This is a genomic window from Corynebacterium nasorum, assembly GCF_032821635.1.
GTDB classification, from domain to species: domain Bacteria; phylum Actinomycetota; class Actinomycetes; order Mycobacteriales; family Mycobacteriaceae; genus Corynebacterium; species Corynebacterium kefirresidentii.
In genome coordinates this window covers 126,373-143,167 of sequence record NZ_JAVBIE010000003.1, presented here as the reverse complement: position 1 = coordinate 143,167, position 16,795 = coordinate 126,373, and the positions used below count along the sequence as shown (strand labels likewise).

Genomic DNA, 16,795 nt, shown 5'->3' with positions numbered 1-16,795 from the left:
AGCTACAGAAACTTAAGCCTCGCCGTGCATTTCGCGTGTAAGGACGGAAACTAGGTCAGAGACATTGACGTCGTGCTGCTCGTGCGCGGCTAGGTCCTTGAGCGCAACGGTGCCGTTTTCTAGCTCCTGCTCGCCCAGTACCAGAGCGAAGCGCGCACCTGCGCGGTCCGCACCCTTCATCGCGCCCTTGAGGCCACGGTCTCCAAAAGACATATCCGCGGAAATGCCGGCTTTGCGGAGATCATTGATAAGAGTGGTCATGGTGCGCTTTGCAGAGGCACCCAGCGCCACGCCAAAGACGTCCACGCGAGAATCTACGCCTTCTAGGGTGATGCCCTCGGCTTCAAGAGCCAGCAGGGCGCGGTCGACGCCCAAGCCATAGCCGATGCCGGATAGGTCTTGGCCTCCTAGCTGGGCCATCAGTCCGTCGTAGCGTCCACCGCCACCGATACCTGACTGCGCACCAAGGCCGTCGTGGACGAACTCGAAGCAGGTCTTAGTGTAGTAATCCAGTCCGCGCACCATGCGCGGATTAATCTCATAAGCTACGCCCATATCATCCAACATGCCGGTTACGGTCTCGAAATGCTCGCGGCATTCCGCATTAAGGTGGTCGAGCATCAAGGGGGCATCGACAAGCTGCTCTTGGACCTCCGGACGCTTATCATCCAGCACACGCAGAGGATTGATCTCAGCACGGTGGCGGGTCTCTTCATCCAAATCGAGCTTAAAGAGGAACTCCTGCAGCTTCTCCCGGTAAGCCGGGCGGCAATTGCGATCGCCTAAGCTGGTGAGCTCGAGGCGGAAGCCGCTGAGCCCCAGCGCGCGGAAGGAACGGTCTGCCAAAGCAATGACCTCGGCGTCTAGCGCGGGATCGTCGACACCAATTGCCTCCACGCCCACCTGCTGGAGCTGGCGGTAGCGGCCGGCTTGCGGGCGTTCGTAGCGGAAGAACGGACCAAAATAGTTAAGCTTCACGGGCAGTTGGCGACGGTCCAAGTTGTGCTCGATGACAGAACGCATCACGCCGGCGGTGCCCTCTGGGCGCAAAGTAACGGAGCGGTCACCGCGATCGGCGAAGGTGTACATCTCTTTAGATACCACGTCGGTGGACTCGCCTACGCCACGAGCAAAGAGTGCGGTGTCTTCAAAAATGGGCAGCTCAATGTGCTGGAAGCCGGAGAGATGTGCCTGCTCCACCATGGTCTGGCGCACCTTATAGAATGCGGCCGACTGCGGTGGGAAATAGTCTGGGACACCTTTAGGAGCGGACAGGGCCTGAAACTGCTTTTTATTACTCACGGGTATTACAGTACCTCCCTCAATGTAGCGAAGAAGGGATTGGTCGCCCTCTCCTTACGCATGGTTGTGGTGGGACCATGGCCGGGCAGAATGTCGAGGTTATCCGCCAAACTCCATACTGGTCCCGCGAGGGACTTCTGCATGGCTTTGGGATCCGAGTGAGGTAGGTCGGTGCGACCAATGGCACCGGCAAAGAGCACATCACCAGTTAAGGCAAAGTCCTCAGCGACGATCATGGTGCATCCCGGAGAATGCCCGGGTGCGTGCTTCAAGCTGAAGGTGTGGCCGAGGAGTTCTAGGGTTGCTCCGTCTTGTAGCTCGCGCACGTCGTTGATGGGGGTCATATGGGCGGCGTCGAAAAGCTCCTGTGCCTGGGGCGAAACACCTTCGCCGCTGGCGAGCATAAACTTGTCAGCGGGGTGGATATAAACAGGGATATCGAGCTTTTCGGCAAGGGATCCGGCGTCGCGGGTGTGGTCAATGTGGCCGTGGGTAAGCACGATAGCCTCATAGTCCAAGTCATGCTCTAGGACTTTTTCCATCGCATCCATGCCGGGATCGACGATAAAGGCGCGACGGCCCTCCGCAATCACATAGGTATTGGTCTGAAAGGGACCGGCAGTAAAACCGAAAATTTCCATACCCACCACCCTAGCTGCCCAGATAATAAAGAGCCGTCCGGCCCCGTCTTCGTAGATGAACCTCGACCAGCAACGCCGTGAGGCCTAGCTCAAAACATCCCACACCTTCTCGTAGTCAAGCTGGGTGACAACACCTGGAACCATTTGTGTGTGCATCACCCGGTGATTTTCATCGGCCACGACCACGGAGCGGGCAAGGAGGCCTTCCAATACGGAATCGCGTACGGTCACGCCGAACTTCTCTCCAAAATCCGATCGAAATGCGGAGGCGGCGATGACATCAGCAATGCCTTCCGCAGCGCAAAAACGCTTGAGGGTAAAAGGCAAGTCACGAGAAACGCAAAGAAGCTTAGTGTTATCTAGCTGCGCAACCTGCTCATGGAAACGGCGCAGTTGCTCCTGGCAGGAAGGGGTTTCGATAGAGGGAAAGATGGAGATAATAAGGCGCGTGCCCGCGAAAGTCTCATTGTTAATCTGACTCAGGTCCGTACCGATGAGTTCGAATTCGGGCAGCGGGTCTCCCACTGCGGGAAGTTCACCAACGGTGGGTGTTGGCGGGTCGATAAAATCTGGTTCAACCATAGAAACCAGAGTACTTATGACTTGGCTCAATAGCCATTGACTAGCCCGATTTACGTGCCCACGCTTTCTTCGAAGTATGGAACCGCTAAACTCGGTCAGGTTGAATCATGCCACCGAAAATCGCTAGAAAGGTTGACTCCCGGTGCCAAATAATAAAAAGCGCGGCGAAGAGGCGCTGAGCAAGCTCGAGCGCGAGCTAAAATCCCGCGAACGCAAGCAAAAGACACGCCCGCTGGGCGTTGTCTTCGCGTCCCTCGTAGTAATCCTCGCCCTGGTAGGCGGTATTTACTACTTGTCGACCCGCGAAGGCGACGATGAGAAGGTACAGGCTGAGGAGTCCTCCGCAGCTGAGACCTCGCAGCAAACCCCACAGGCACAGCCCGTTGCAGATAAGCGTGCAAAGGCTCTGCCGGATACCGTGACCTGTAAGTACGAGGACACCGGTCAAGATTCCAATGGTGCGACTAAGCCGAATGGAAAGGATATTTCCACCAAGGGCACCGTTACCGTTTCCTTTGAGACTTCTCAGGGCACCATTGAGATGGAGATGGATCGTGCCAAGGCGCCGTGTGCCACCAACGCAATTTCTGAGTTGGCAAAGTCTGGCTACTACGACAACACCGTTTGCCACCGTATGACCTCGGGTGGTCTCAACGTCTTGCAGTGTGGCGATCCGACCGGTTCCGGTTCCGGCGGCCCTGGCTTCAGCTTCGCTGATGAGTACCCCACCGACGAGGTGGATGAGAAGGATGCCCAGAACCCCGTTATCTACCCGCGCGGCTCCGTCGCCATGGCAAATAGCGGTCCAGACACCAATGGTTCTCAGTTCTTCCTCAACTATGACGATTCCGAGTTGACCCCGAACTACACCTACTTCGCCACCATTACCGATGAAGGTATGAAGACGATGGACAAGATTGCCAAGAACGGTGTCGAAGGCGGCCAGCCAGACGGCAAGCCAGCAAAGGAAGTCAAGATCAAGAAGGCAACCGTCAAGGCCTAGGCGCTTTAAAAGCCCTGCTTGGCGACGCCTCCCCCTGCCACCACCGCACACCCCCTAACGGGGGCAAGGGTTAAGCCCCGCGCATTCGTCACTTTCACAACGTACGGACGCGCCGGGGCTTTTACTTTCCTTAATTTAACCTGAGCCTGAATATGAGCCCTTAGCTGCAGAAACACTAAGCCTCTAAAATTCCCCTAGTTCACACTAGCCACAAGAGTAAACTTGCAGCACACAGCAGACTTTCAGATATTTCAGCGAGTAAACAGAGACCTGCCAATACTGTTGCGGAAGCCTGTCAGCCTGTCTAGTATTTGAAACGTCTTTGAACGCACCAAGCTTGTTAGGAATCAAACATGAAGCTTTTCTCCCGCAAGGCACTCGTTGCCGGCGCAACCGCTCTGTCCGTCGCTTTCGCAGGCACCACCGTTGCAAACGCTGAGGACACCACCAACGAACTGTCCTCCCGCATCACCAACACTTTCGAAGGTATGTCCTCCGACGGCAACAACTACGCTTCTGAAAAGGACGGCGAGTCCAACTCCAACGCTGACGACTCCAAGAAGAAGGAAGACACCCGCACTTCCAAGGAGAAGGCAGAAGACATCAAGGCTTGGATCGGCGTTGTTACCGCCGTCATCGGCGCTCTGGGCACCCTGTTCGCCTTCGCAAATAAGTACCTCGACCTGCCTTTCGGCAACAAGTAAGGTCACCGCTTCATAGCGATTCTTAAGCCGCTGCATTCCAAAAGGGAATGCAGCGGCTTTTTCATAGGCTTTTGAGCAATCGGAAGAACTGACCGACGCTTGAGCTTTCCAGGCTTAGGGATGCATCTAGGACTCTTTGGCGTCTTCAATGTACTCGGACCCTACGAGGTCTTTGAAAAGCTCTGGATCGATCGTTTGACCGACCCTGATGACAGAGATATGACCCGTGGGCTCCAGGATCATAATCTGTACGTCCTGCATGCGGCTAATGCCTGCCTTGCGGGCAGCAGAATAGATATCTGACTTAGTAATATGCGCCAGGGTCAAGTTATCCTCAACCATTTTCCCGCGAAATACTAGGAGAACTGGGCGCCGGTCAAGAAAGCGAGTCCACTTCACCACTTTGCGGATAGTACCGAACGCGGCCTCTAGAGCCATCAGAGTAGTCAAGCCGATTACGCCGGCGGCCAGGGTCGGTGGATTACCCACAATGACACGGCCTGCAACCGCGCCGAACATAATGATGATGATGGCATCTGAGGCCGTCATGGAAGTAAGGACCCGGGAGCCAAATATCTTCACTAGGATCATGAAGGATAGATAAATGCCCAAAGTGGCCAACACGACAACGGGGATACGGTGCCATTCAATGCCTAGTTGATAGGTAAGTTCGCGCAGGAAGAGGTCTAGAGTATCCACGGTTGATTAGGTTACCTGGCTGCTGCACGGCATACAGAAAAGGCGGAGCGATACTCCCCCGTTCAGGAAGAACCGCTCCGCCTAGCGCCGTGATGGCTTAGAGGTGGAATTGCTTGCGCAGGTCCTCAATCATCTTGCGCGCTGGGGCAGGAAGAATCTGCGGGTTCATACCCACAACCGCAACACCAGCTACCAGCGCCGCAACAATGGCAAATACTGCGCTGCCCATGGAAGAACCGTTAGAGGACAAGGAGGAATCCTTCGGCTCGGGCTTAGCACCCGGCTCCTGGGAGCCCTCGCCGCTTACCTCGATAGGCAGAGTTGCCTTCGTGCCGGCATCGGTGGTGATTTCGAGGTTTTGCTTGCCGCTGAGGTTTTCTGGAACGGTGAGCTTTACCGTTGCACGTCCGCGCTCGCCAAATTGCGCATCGCCTTCCTGGGCAGCGTTGTCGATGTCGACGGTCTGCTCAGCGTCACCCAACTTCACGGTTGCCTTCTTGGCAATCGGCTCACCCTCGGTGGAGTAATTAAGGCTAGACAGATTGACGGTAATTTCCTTACCCGGCTTCACCTCACCTTCAACGTGGGCACCGATTTGACCTTGTCCGGTGCGGACCTCAGATTCACCCGACTTGATGTAGTCAATCATGGCCTGAGTGTCCATGTAGCCCACATCGTTTTTGTCCTTGATGGAACCAGCGTTGAAATAGCCATCGCCGCCGGCTTCTTCGTCACTAGAAGCAAGGAAGGACGACAACGCGATGGAATAATCCTTCTTCGGGTCAATCTGTTCGCCGTTGATGGTCACGGACTTTACCCGCTCACCCTTATTGGCCTTCTGGTCGTAGACCACCTGCACATTATTGGAAAGCCCCATGGCCAAGCGCGGACGGCTGCCTTCCTGCCACTGGTTTTCCAAAGCATTGATGAACTCCTCGCCGGAAATCTTTGCGGTAATCACGGAGTTACCAAACGGCTGCACCTCAAAGATGTCCTTGTAGGTAACGTCGCCACCCTTCAGGTCAGCACGCACACCACCGGCGTTCATGACACCGATCTCGATATCCTTACCTACCTGCTTGCTCATGGCATAGCGTTGGCCATCTGCGATGAAGTTATTGAGGGTGGATTCTACGCCACGGTTGGAGCCTGCCTCTGCGCCTTTGTCAGAGCCACGGAACAGGTCCTGCTTGACGTTTCCTGCAGTCTTGGAGCCTTCTACCTCGGCTTCCTTTTGTGCCTTTTCCACCACAGCTGCAATGCCAGCGTCCGGCTCGACAGCGGTAGCGTCGGTAGCATCGTACTGGCTGAGTTTGATGTCGGTTACCTTCTTGGCGGACTTGTCAAAGGTAATGTCGACGTCGTTAAGCAACTTGCCATACTCATGCCCCTGCGCCCATTGCAACGGGAGTGCACCTTCGCGCGGGACTTCGCCCTTGGTGCGCTGGTGAGTATCGCCGCCGAAAAGCACGTCTACGTCTTTACTGAAGCCCTCGGCATATTCTTGGGCATCCTCGTGGAAAAGGGCGACAACAACGTCCGCTTCGCCGGACTCCTTTAGCCGGGCGGCCTCTTCATTGGTTGCCTTTACTGGATCCGTGAAGGTAACGCCCGGGATCTTGGCCGCAGATACCTTGTACTTGGTATTTTCCGTCACGGTTCCGACATAGCCCACCTTGACGCCGTCCACGTCTTCAACGTGAGAAGGCTTAAGCAAGGGCTTGCCGTCTTTCAGCACGTTGGCACCCAAGATGGGATACGTGGAGTTCGGCTGAATGCGCTCGGTTAGATCCTCGGTGCCCTTATCAAACTCGTGGTTGCCCACTGCGGATACCTTCATGCCCATCTGATTGAGAGCCTCAAGGGTGTACTTGTCATCAGAAATTGCAGATACAAAGGCAGAGCCGCCTACGTTATCGCCCGAAGAAGTCAGGTTGAATTCCTGACCTTCATTCACCTGCTTGATTAGGGACTGCAAACGAGCCACGCCAATTTCATCGCCGGCCTTTGCTGGGTCGCCGATCTTGTCCTCCAAGTGACCGTGAATATCGGTGATATTGGTGACAGAGATGGTGGTCTTGTTTTCTTGTGCGACCGCCTGCGCGCCGGAGAGAGCTACAGCGGATACGGTAGTGGCGGCCACAAGTTGGCCGATGCGGCGAAACTGCATTGAAATACTCCTAGATTGTAGAAAGCAACAGGATAATTTATATCGCTTTACTAACAACTTGGCAGGAGAAACTAAGCTCGCTTGCTGGGGATTTACCTGGCAGAAGCCGAAAATTCATACACTGGTAACCAGCCCGAAGCCTTCGCGTTGCTTGCCCCGCCCCTCCTTGAGGGTAAGGAGAAAGCGCGCTAAGCAGTTACTCGGTAAACGTCGAAGACGCCTTCCGTATTGCGCAAGGTCGTCATTAACGTGCCCAGCTGCTTGGTGTCTGACACCGAGAACGTAAACCTAACCGTCGCAATGTGGTCATCTCCCCGGTTGGAGTTCATAGTCAAAACGTTGATGTTCTCATCACTCATAACGCGGGTGAGCTCTGAAAGAAGGCCTTGCCGGTCAAGGGCTTCCAATTGCAACGTCGCAGAGAAAGCACCGGTAGCGGAGGTCCCAGAAGACCAGGCCACCTCTAGCATGCGCTCGGGTTCTGCTTTGAGCTTTTCCGCGTTGGTGCAGTCGGCTCGGTGCACTGATACTCCGCCGCCTCGGGTTACGAAACCAAAGATGGTATCGCCTGGTACAGGCTGGCAGCATTTGGCGAGCTTGGCCATTACATCAGGGCTGCCCTCCACCAAGATGCCGGTGCCCGATGCGGAGTCCTCGGTGTGCTGGGCACGGGAATTTTCAATCTCAGACAGCGGCGTGCGCGAGGCCAAAGTGTCAATTGCATCGTCCTGGTCCCCAAACATGGCAACCAATTGATTGGCAACATGTTGCGCAGATACTTGGCCCGCGCCGATGGCGGTATACAGCGAATCGACATCAGCGTGGTGCAGCTGCTCCGCCACCTGCTTCATAGATCTGGCGGTAAACAGGCGGTGCATCGGCAGGCCGCCTCGCTGGACCTCAGTGGCTAGGGCATCTCGCCCTGCCTCCAAATGTTCTTCGCGGCGCTCTTTGGCAAACCACTGCCGTACCTTGGTCTTAGCGCGTGCAGATACCAGAAAGTCCTGCCAATCACGGGACGGGCCTGCGTTAGGGTCTTTAGAAGTAAAGATCTCAACCTTGTCACCGGATTTTAGCTTCGATTCCAGTGCTACCAGCTTGCCATTGACCTTGGCACCGATACACCTATGCCCCACTTCGGTATGTACTGCATAGGCAAAGTCCACCGGAGTAGAACCTGCGGGCAGATTTACTACGTCACCCTTAGGGGTAAAGGCAAAGATTTGCTTAGCGGTAAGGTCATAGCGCAAGGAGTCTAGGAACTCATTAGGGTCAGCTGCTTCCTTCTGCCAGTCCAGAAGTTGGCGCATCCACGCCATCTGGTCCACTTCTTCTTGGTGGCCCGAGTTTTTGCCCTTGGTTTCCTTGTAGCGCCAGTGAGCGGCCACGCCGAATTCGGCATTGTAGTGCATCTCGTGGGTGCGTACCTGGACCTCCAGCGTGGCACCACCATCGCCTAGCACTGTGGTGTGCAGCGATTGATAGACGCCGAATCGCGGCGAAGAAATATAGTCCTTAAAGCGCCCGGGCAGAGCTTGGTAGATCGAGTGAACCACGCCAATTGCGGCATAACAGCTATTGACATCCTCTACTAGGATGCGGATACCCACTAGGTCAAAAATCTCTGCAAAGTCGCGGCCACGTACGATCATCTTTTGGTAGATGGACCAGTAGTGCTTTGGCCGGCCCATAACCTCAGCTTCAATGCCGTTTTCCTTCAATGCCGCACTAACTTGGCTAATGATCTCTTTGAGCGCGCGGTCACGCGAGGGGGCGCGGTCTGCCACCATGCGCACAATCTCGTCGTACTTTTTGGGGTACAGGATGGCAAAGGATAGGTCCTCCAGCTCCCACTTCACACTGGCCATGCCTAAGCGGTGAGCTAATGGAGCGATAACCTCGAGGGTTTGGCGCGCCTTTTTGGCCTGCTTTTCGGGCGGGAGGAACCGCATCGTACGCATATTGTGCAGGCGGTCGCTGACCTTAATGACCAAGACGCGCGGGTCAGTGGCCATGGCTACGATCATCTTGCGGATGGTTTCCGCCTCTGCGGCCGAGCCCAGCGCCACCTTATCCAACTTCGTCACACCGTCAACCAGCCGGGCCACCTCGGGGCCGAAATCCCTGGTGAGGTCGTCTAAGGAGTAGTCCGTATCCTCCACCGTATCGTGCAAGAGCGCTGCCACGATGGTGGTGGTGTCCATACCAATTTCCGCAGCGATCGTAGCAACGGCAAGTGGGTGGGTGATATAAGGTTCTCCAGATTTGCGGAAAACCCCTTCATGCAGACGCTCGGCGGTGTTATAAGCACGATTGAGCAGGTCTGAGTCGGCCTTAGGGTGAAACTTGCGGTGGATGGACATCAGCGGGTCCAGCACCGGATTCACCCTGACTCGGCCGCCTGTGAGCGAACGGGCAAGGCGAGCCGACATGCTACGCATACCGCCGCCGGTCTGGCGCTTTACGGGTTTATCCATGGCCATTTCTACCGCCCTTCACAGTGCCACGGGCCATATTGGCCTCATATTCGTCTAGATCGTGGGATCTAGCTTAGACACTTCATCTTAGTCTGTGGCATTTAGCACAATGAGCGGCGGGCCGGATAAACGCTCACGCCCATTGAGGCCTTTGACTTCCAGCACAACGACGTTGCCGGCAACCTCGGCACCCGCAGACTCGAGCAGAAGTTTCGCACCATGGAGGGTGCCACCGGTGGCTAGGACGTCGTCGACAAGCACTACGCGCTTGCCCTTGATGTCGACGCCGCTGGCCGGAATCTCCAGCGCCGCCGAGCCGTATTCCAGCTCGTATTCCTCGGTGTATACCGGAGGAGGAAGCTTGCCCTTCTTGCGGATGGCTAGGATACCCAGGCCCATCTTGTAGGCCACGGCCGAGCCGAGGAGGAAGCCACGGGCATCTAGGCCACCGATCATTTCCGCGCCCAGTTCCTCGCAGGCGGCCGCTAAGCCGTCTACGACGGTGCGAAAAGCCTCTGGGTCTGCCAAAACTGGGGTGAGATCTTCGAAGAGGATACCCTCCTCTGGGAAGTCTTGAACGAGGCGAACCTTATCCTTGAGAGCCTGTGCTGCTGATTCGTAGTGCGAACTCATAATCTTCCTTGAGAAATAATTGCGAGAGGTCGTTAACGGCCGCTGTTGCGGGTCCTACTTCTTTTCGGTTGGAGCGGTGCTACGCCAGCGATCCATATTCCAACCGATGCCCGAGACGCCAGTGTACGGCAGGACACCTTCCACGTCGCGGCGGACGAGGAAGACACGCGGCTGCGCGGAGAGCGGAATGGACGGAATATCCTTCCACAAAGCTTCTTCTGTCTTCTTAAGCTCCGCAGAGTTTTTCATACTAGCTTCGACCGCGGAGTACTCCGTCTGAGGATCTACCGGTCCAAGGAAAGCGTCGACGGTAGGTGCCCAGGTTTCTGGATCCATTTCCAGGTAGTGCTGAGACATAAACTCCGCAGACGCATCCTCGATGGTGATTCCGGCCGGCTCACAGGATGCACGGAGCTGTTCCACCATAGCTGCGTAACGCTTATCCGGTCCTAAGTAGCCGACCTTGATGGTCGTTCCATTCAGATTCCCCGCCTGCGCCAGATCGGTACCCTGGTGCTCCTTGCCCACTTTGTCGAGGCCGCCGGCAACCGGGTTGGTGACGGAAACGGTGCGCACATAAGCCGGTGGCACCTCTACGCCAGAGGCCGCGGAGCTTGCCTGAGCCACCGCCTGCTGATCGACGCACGCAGCGAAGCTCTCGCGCGCCCACGGCTCGGCGAATACCCCAGCCTCAGACAGCGTCAGCGTATCCGTTAGCTCGCCTACCATTGGGGTAGCTTCATAGGAGTCCTCCCCTGACTCACTTTGATTCCGGTCAAGCCAGTCAGGGGTTGCATTGGCGGCGTCGACCACGCGCAGTGCCCCCTTATCTACCAGCTTGTGCGCGTCAGCATCCGCTGGCCACACCACAACGTGGTCCTCGGCTGGCGCATCCCCAAAGTATTTTTCGTTCGCTTTGAGGATAACCTCGCCCTCATCGCCTATCTTGTCGATGACATAGGGGCCAAAAGACACTTGCAGTTTTGGATCGAGTTGATCCTTTGCCACGGAAAAGCCATACCGCCATGCCTGAGCAACTGGATCTAGCGCCTGCATATCTTCGGCTGCCAGCGCCGCATTAAGCTCCTCAAGGCTCAACCCAGCCTTTTCTGCCAGCGCATGGGCGGGCATGACCGTTCCGGCGCCAAACATATGGCGCCAGCGCTGCCCCTGATCCTTATTAAAGGTCAACGTAAACGATTTGCTGTGGGGTTCGCAGCTGAAATTCGCAATGTCATTCATCAGCGGCATATGGGAGGCGAATTCAGCCGGATGGGTGCCGGCAACGTAAGTCAAATAGTAATCATCACAGGTCACGGGAGTGCCATCGGAAAAGACGGCATCCTCGGCCAAGGTCAGCTGGACGCTGCGCTGGTCGCTGCCCTCAGCGGGCGGGAGCTCTTCCGTTTCTACTAGGTCTGCATTGGGGATCAATTCGCCCGCGGGACCAGGTACGAAAAGGCCAGGATATAGGCGCGTGGACAACAGTCCGGCGGAGCTGGCAGAACCAAAGGAGGTGCCTGCGTTGGTAGTGGCCAGACGGGAATTTACCTGGTACCCAAAGTATCCATAGGATTCTGGTTCCTGGGGCGCAGCCGAAGACTCATCCTCGCCACCCTGCCCGCCGCAGGCAGATGCAGCCAGGGCGAGTGCGGATACGCATGAAGCAAGGGCCCGCCTCCCCCTATGACGTCCTCCAGAACTGCTCTTTTCCTTAAGCATGGTTATGTGCCCTCACTTCAGCTAGCGATCCGCCTGAATTTTACTACCGGAAGTTACCTGCCTGGCCGCCACGTTGCGCCAGGGTGTCCGGTGGACTCCGCCGATTCGGCCTCATTGCCAGCCGGGGTGGACTGAGCACTTACTGGCGAAACCACGGTGCGCCCCGCTGCGGGTGCGTCATCTTCTGCAGCACCCTTCTCATCCTTACCAGCACGGTAGTCCGCTACTCGCTTATTGTGGCGCTTAGTCTTCTTGGACATATTGGCGAAGGTGACAACCAATGGCGTAGCGAAGAAGATGGAGGAGAAAATACCCTCAACCACACCGATGAGCTGGATGAGTGCCAAATCGCGCAGGGTACCAATGCCCATGAGCCACACGGCCACCACGAAGAGCGCGATAATCGGCAGCGCAGAAATCACCGAGGTAGAAATCGAGCGCATGACCGTCTGGTTAATCGCCAGGTTCGTCAGCTCAGCAAAGGTCTTCTTGCGCTGTCCCTCCAGGCCTTCCGTGTTCTCGTTGATCTTGTCAAAGACGATGACCGAGTCATACATGGAGAAGGTCAGGACGGTAAGCAGACCGATAATGACAGCAGGGGAAACCTGGAATCCGAAGAGCGCATAAATGCCGGCAATAATCACGCCGTCTGCAATCAGGGCGATGATAGCGGCAAAAGCCATGTTCTTCTGCAAGCGAATGGCCACATAAACGGTGGCAGCTACCAAGAAGACCAGCATGGCGATAAGCATGCGCTGGGTAATGGCAGAACCCCAAGACTCAGATACCGTGGACGAACCGATGGCATCCGGGGTGGCCTTACCTTCTTCATCCTTCGGCTTAAAGTCCTCGTAGATAGCGGTACGAGCCGCATTCACCTCTTCTTGGCTGAGGCGTTCGGAGACAATCTCCAAGGTCTCGGAGTTGCCGGAGCCTACGATATGTACCTGCTCGGGTTCTACGCCGCTGGAATCTTCAAAGACGCGTCCTACTTCTTCTTCCTTAAGGTCCCCTGCCGGCATGGACAGCGTAGTGCCGCCTTCGAAGTCAATCGAGAGGCTGAAGCCGCGAATTAGGATTGCGGCCACGGCCGCCACGATCAGCGCGGCGGTGATGCCGTACCACAGCTTGGTGCGGCCAATGAAGTCATAACCGCGCTCATCCTCGTAGAGGCGGTCCATTCGGGAAATCTTGTGCTTAGTCGAAACAGCCATGCTTATTTCTCCTCATCTTCCGCAGCATCAACGGGACGTGCGGTTCCTGCGGCAGTATGTGCTGCCGTTTCTGTGGTGGCTGCCTCCTTGGTTGCGGAGGTTTTAGTGGAGCCTGCTTTGCGATGCCCCGAGCCGAAATAGCCGCGTTCACGACGCTCTTCCACCAAGGCGTAGATACCGCCAAGGCCGTTCATCGAAGGCTTGGCTGCAGCTGGACGGCGGCCCACCAACTGCATCAGTGGTGCCATAACCAAGAAGGATACGACAAGGTCGAAGACCGTGGTCAGGCCCATGGTAAAGGCGAAGCCCTTAACCTCACCGATGGCGAGGAAGTAGACCACTACGGAGCCGATGAGGGTCACCGCGTTACCGGTCACGATGGTCGCACGAGCACGCTCCCACGCCTTTTGCGTAGCGGAGCGGAAAGTGCGTCCCTCTAGCAGCTCATCCTTGATGCGTTCGTAGTAGACCACGAAGGAGTCAGCCGTTGCACCCACACCGATGACCAGACCGGCAATACCGGAGAGATCCAGTGAGTAGCCGATCCAACGACCCAGCAGCACCAAAGCACCATAGGTCAACAGGCCAGAAGAAATGAGGAAGACGAGGGAGACGCCGGCCAGTGCGCGGAAGTAATACAGCGAATAAGCCATCACGAGTACCAAGCCGACTAGGCCCGCGATAAGGCCGGCCTGCAGGGCGGCCTTACCCAGTGTCGGCGGAATGGACTCAATGGTACCGCCCGGCTCGCCATTTTCACCGGCGAAGGACAGCGGCAGTGCGCCATACTTCAAGTTATTGGCCAGGTTCTGTGCTTCCTCCTGGCTGAAATCACCAGTAATAGAGGTTGCGGACCCAACTGGAGTTGCGCCCTGGATCACCGGTGCAGAGATAACTGCGGAGTCAAGGGTAATGGCGACTTGGTCGTTGAGGTGTTCCTTGGTGAGGTCCGCCCACGTCTGGGAACCGTTTGGTCCATCTCCGGTCTTGAAAGAGAAGTTGATCTCCATTTGGCCGGTTTTGTTGTTCATACCGCCTTCGATAGGACCATTGGTATTGATCTCATTGCCGGTTAGGCGGGTGCCATTTTCATCCTTGATGCCGTTAAGAAGTGGCGCGGGCTCGAGGACGTACGGGTTGCCCTTGGAATAATCACAGGTAACAAATGGCTTAGCCGGATCGTCCGCGCCAGCCAGCGGATCGGTATCGCCCTGACAGGTCATCAGCATCGAAGCTGCGGCTTGGGTCGTCGGATCCTCGGACTGGCGGTCCTTGAGCAACATCTCCGTGATTTCATCACGGCGCTTCGACTGCTCAATGGAGTTGCTTGGCTCATCCAGGGGCTTAGCGCTGACCTTTGGAGCCTTCTTCTCCTTTGGCTTCTGTCCGGTCATCTGCGCTTCCTGCGCAGAGATGGCCTTGACGCCTTGATCCATCTGCTTGTTCGCTTCGTCTGCGCTTAGCACGCCATACTTTACCCAGCGGTTGGCCATGTCTTCTAGCTCCTTATTGAGCTTGCCCATATCCGGCATGGATGGCTTAGCCACTGGGCGGAAGAAGAGCTGCGAGGTCTTACCTACGGCCTGTGCTTGGGAAGCGTCCTCTCCTGGCACGGTAATAACCAGGGTATTGCCGTTAATGACAACCTCAGAGCCAGAAACGCCCATACCATTGACACGCTGTTCCAAGATGGTGCGTGCTTGTTTGAGCTGGTCCTGAGTGGGTTCCTCGCCTTGCGGAGCAAGCGTTACGCGAGTACCGCCCTGCAGGTCAATGCCGAGCTTCGGCGTGCTTTGACGGCTACCAGTAAGAAAGATAAGCGCATAGATAACAACCACAATGAGGACGAATAACGCGATAGCGCGCTTCGGCCATTGGCGTTGGCTATTTTTCATAGCGCGACGGGGTGATGCGGACAACGATAATCTCCTGTGCTGCTTATAACAGGGTGCTTAGACAATAAATACGGCCCGACCGGATGGCGCAGGCACGTCAACAACGCACAATCGTACGTCATGAGACGGAATTTTCCTTAACGAGGGCCAGATAAGGCCCAAAGTGTGATGGGGTCTACGCTCCACAAAGTTCCCACCACCTAGCAAACGTTAAGATAACTCTCAGGAAAGACGGGGTTAGTTCTTCCCCTCGCCGCCGAACGGAGGGACATTCTCATCAGGCAGGTTATCTTCCGTATCGCCTTGTGCTTCCCCAGCAGCCGCAGGGCGCTCGAGCTTATTGGCCTCCTGCTCGGTGCGAATCACGGCCATCTTGTCAAAAGTAACCACCACTCCTGGGGCAATTTCTAGATCCACATCCTTGTCACTGGTGTTACGCACCACGCCGTGTACACCGCCCGCGGTAACGATGGAATCGCCCGGCTTGAGGGAGTTTTGTAGGGCCTGCATATCATTTTGGCGCTGGCGCTGCTTTCGCATGGCCATGAAGGAGGGGATGACGAACAGGATGCCAATAATGATGAGAATGATGATTTCCATAGCTCCCTAGTGTGCCAGACGGAAGTGAACACAAAAACCCAGAGTGCTTGACCAAGCAGGCTGGCGCCTGGAATTAAAACAGGCCGGCTGCCCCCTCAGGAGGAGTTAGCCCCAAGTGCCGCCACGCGGCGGCGGTAGCTACGCGGCCGCGTCCTGTCCGCGCAATCATTCCCGCACGCACCAGGTAGGGCTCACACACCTCCTCCACCGTCGAGGGCTCCTCGCCCACCGCAATGGCAAGGGTGCTCACGCCGACCGGTCCGCCGCCGTGCCCCTTAATTAAGGCATCGAGTACCGCCCGGTCCAAGCGATCGAGGCCCATTTCATCCACGTCGAAGACCTCGAGCGCCCCCTGGGCCGCACTAAGATCAATCAGACCCGAGCCGTTGACCTCGGCATAGTCGCGAACGCGGCGCAACAGACGGTTAGCAATACGCGGGGTGCCACGCGAACGAGAACCAATTTCTACCGCTGCATCATGGTCAATATCTACGTCTAAGATGTGCGCCGCACGCTTAATCACCTGAGTTAAGTCAGCCGTGTCGTAGTACTCCATTTGCGCAGTAAAGCCGAATCGATCACGCAGGGGGCCAGTAAGCATGCCGGCGCGGGTTGTAGCCCCTACCAGGGTAAAAGGCGGGATTTCCAGCGGAATGGAGGTAGCACCAGGCCCCTTGCCTACGATGACGTCAATACGGAAATCTTCCATCGCCATATACAGCATTTCTTCTGCTGGCCGGGCAATGCGGTGGATCTCATCGATGAAAAGCACGTCGCCTTCCATCAGATTTGAAAGCATGGCGGCCAAATCGCCGGCGCGCTCTAAGGCAGGCCCCGAAGTCATACGCAGCGAGGTCCCCAACTCCTGGGAAATAATCATCGCCATGGTGGTCTTACCCAGGCCAGGCGGGCCAGAGAGCAGAACGTGGTCCGGCGTAACTCCACGATTCTTAGCGCCTTTGAGCACCAAGGAAAGCTGCTCGCGCACCTTGGGCTGGCCTATAAACTCATCTAGCGACTTCGGGCGCAATGACCGCTCAATATCATGTTCCTCGGAGTGTGCGGTCGCTTCGACGTCGCTATTGCGCTGCGAGGAATGCGCCGCGTCGACGCCGTCGGGGAGGTTAAATTCGGTGCGCTCAATATCGGACAT

Annotated in this window: 14 protein-coding genes; 2 read left to right on the top strand and 12 right to left on the bottom strand. The window is 56.4% G+C overall.

The features are described 5' to 3' along the window. Positions 1-12: 12 nt before the first annotated feature. The 3 genes from hisS to tpx form a co-directional block, all read right to left on the bottom strand. Positions 13-1,302, bottom strand: coding sequence for a histidine--tRNA ligase (gene hisS / locus RAE07_RS04050; protein ID WP_316328519.1), 1,290 nt, complete (start codon positions 1,300-1,302; stop codon positions 13-15). A gap of 5 nt (positions 1,303-1,307) precedes the next feature. After that, positions 1,308-1,943, bottom strand: coding sequence for an MBL fold metallo-hydrolase (locus tag RAE07_RS04045; RefSeq protein WP_200287425.1), 636 nt, complete (start codon positions 1,941-1,943; stop codon positions 1,308-1,310). 84 nt (positions 1,944-2,027) lie between these two features. Beyond that, a complete protein-coding gene (tpx, locus tag RAE07_RS04040; protein WP_200287423.1) occupies positions 2,028-2,525 on the bottom strand; it encodes a thiol peroxidase in 498 nt (165 codons plus the stop codon). Between the two features lie 142 nt (positions 2,526-2,667). Between tpx and RAE07_RS04035 the strand changes: the two genes are divergently transcribed. Next, positions 2,668-3,528 (top strand): peptidylprolyl isomerase, encoded by an 861-nt coding sequence (locus tag RAE07_RS04035; protein WP_200287421.1) that lies wholly within the window; start codon positions 2,668-2,670, stop codon positions 3,526-3,528. A 353-nt stretch (positions 3,529-3,881) separates the two neighbouring features. Further along, positions 3,882-4,232: a hypothetical protein gene (locus tag RAE07_RS04030; protein WP_023021442.1), complete on the top strand. Its 351-nt coding sequence runs from the start codon at positions 3,882-3,884 to the stop codon at positions 4,230-4,232. Positions 4,233-4,358: 126 nt separating this feature from the next. Here RAE07_RS04030 and RAE07_RS04025 read toward each other — a convergent pair whose 3' ends face one another. The 9 genes from RAE07_RS04025 to ruvB all read right to left on the bottom strand — a co-directional run bounded on the left by RAE07_RS04025 (position 4,359) and on the right by ruvB (position 16,795). Next, complete coding sequence (locus tag RAE07_RS04025) at positions 4,359-4,931, bottom strand: DUF421 domain-containing protein (RefSeq protein ID WP_316328520.1); 573 nt, start codon at positions 4,929-4,931, stop codon at positions 4,359-4,361. A 97-nt stretch (positions 4,932-5,028) separates the two neighbouring features. Continuing rightward, positions 5,029-7,101 (bottom strand): bifunctional metallophosphatase/5'-nucleotidase, encoded by a 2,073-nt coding sequence (locus RAE07_RS04020; protein WP_317001390.1) that lies wholly within the window; start codon positions 7,099-7,101, stop codon positions 5,029-5,031. 188 nt (positions 7,102-7,289) lie between these two features. After that, complete coding sequence (locus RAE07_RS04015; RefSeq protein WP_156900699.1) at positions 7,290-9,578, bottom strand: RelA/SpoT family protein; 2,289 nt, start codon at positions 9,576-9,578, stop codon at positions 7,290-7,292. An 87-nt stretch (positions 9,579-9,665) separates the two neighbouring features. Further along, complete coding sequence (locus tag RAE07_RS04010) at positions 9,666-10,211, bottom strand: adenine phosphoribosyltransferase (protein WP_023021438.1); 546 nt, start codon at positions 10,209-10,211, stop codon at positions 9,666-9,668. Between the two features lie 54 nt (positions 10,212-10,265). Further along, positions 10,266-11,933 carry an ABC transporter substrate-binding protein gene (locus tag RAE07_RS04005; protein WP_316328522.1) on the bottom strand — a complete coding sequence of 556 codons (1,668 nt, stop codon included), beginning with the start codon at positions 11,931-11,933 and terminating at the stop codon, positions 10,266-10,268. Positions 11,934-11,986: 53 nt separating this feature from the next. Then, complete coding sequence (gene secF, locus RAE07_RS04000) at positions 11,987-13,147, bottom strand: protein translocase subunit SecF (RefSeq protein WP_023021436.1); 1,161 nt, start codon at positions 13,145-13,147, stop codon at positions 11,987-11,989. A gap of 2 nt (positions 13,148-13,149) precedes the next feature. Continuing rightward, positions 13,150-15,042, bottom strand: a complete 1,893-nt coding sequence (gene secD / locus RAE07_RS03995; RefSeq protein ID WP_051138332.1) for a protein translocase subunit SecD — start codon at positions 15,040-15,042, stop codon at positions 13,150-13,152. 237 nt (positions 15,043-15,279) lie between these two features. After that, positions 15,280-15,642: a preprotein translocase subunit YajC gene (yajC, locus tag RAE07_RS03990; protein WP_248098549.1), complete on the bottom strand. Its 363-nt coding sequence runs from the start codon at positions 15,640-15,642 to the stop codon at positions 15,280-15,282. Positions 15,643-15,715: 73 nt separating this feature from the next. Continuing rightward, on the bottom strand, positions 15,716-16,795 hold the full coding sequence (gene ruvB, locus RAE07_RS03985; protein ID WP_259824625.1) for a Holliday junction branch migration DNA helicase RuvB: 1,080 nt from the start codon (positions 16,793-16,795) through the stop codon (positions 15,716-15,718).

Excerpts from the sequence above, each read along its gene's own strand:
- RAE07_RS04045 (WP_200287425.1), bottom strand. The coding sequence starts at position 1,943 with ATGGAAATTTTCGGTTTTACTGCCGGTCCCTTTCAGACCAATACCTAT.
- tpx (WP_200287423.1), bottom strand. The coding sequence starts at position 2,525 with ATGGTTGAACCAGATTTTATCGACCCGCCAACACCCACCGTTGGTGAA.
- RAE07_RS04030 (WP_023021442.1), top strand. The coding sequence starts at position 3,882 with ATGAAGCTTTTCTCCCGCAAGGCACTCGTTGCCGGCGCAACCGCTCTG.
- RAE07_RS04020 (WP_317001390.1), bottom strand. The coding sequence starts at position 7,101 with ATGCAGTTTCGCCGCATCGGCCAACTTGTGGCCGCCACTACCGTATCC.
- RAE07_RS04015 (WP_156900699.1), bottom strand. The coding sequence starts at position 9,578 with ATGGATAAACCCGTAAAGCGCCAGACCGGCGGCGGTATGCGTAGCATG.
- RAE07_RS04010 (WP_023021438.1), bottom strand. The coding sequence starts at position 10,211 with ATGAGTTCGCACTACGAATCAGCAGCACAGGCTCTCAAGGATAAGGTT.
- RAE07_RS04005 (WP_316328522.1), bottom strand. The coding sequence starts at position 11,933 with ATGCTTAAGGAAAAGAGCAGTTCTGGAGGACGTCATAGGGGGAGGCGG.
- secF (WP_023021436.1), bottom strand. The coding sequence starts at position 13,147 with ATGGCTGTTTCGACTAAGCACAAGATTTCCCGAATGGACCGCCTCTAC.
- secD (WP_051138332.1), bottom strand. The coding sequence starts at position 15,042 with ATGAAAAATAGCCAACGCCAATGGCCGAAGCGCGCTATCGCGTTATTC.
- yajC (WP_248098549.1), bottom strand. The coding sequence starts at position 15,642 with ATGGAAATCATCATTCTCATCATTATTGGCATCCTGTTCGTCATCCCC.
- ruvB (WP_259824625.1), bottom strand. The coding sequence starts at position 16,795 with ATGTCCGATATTGAGCGCACCGAATTTAACCTCCCCGACGGCGTCGAC.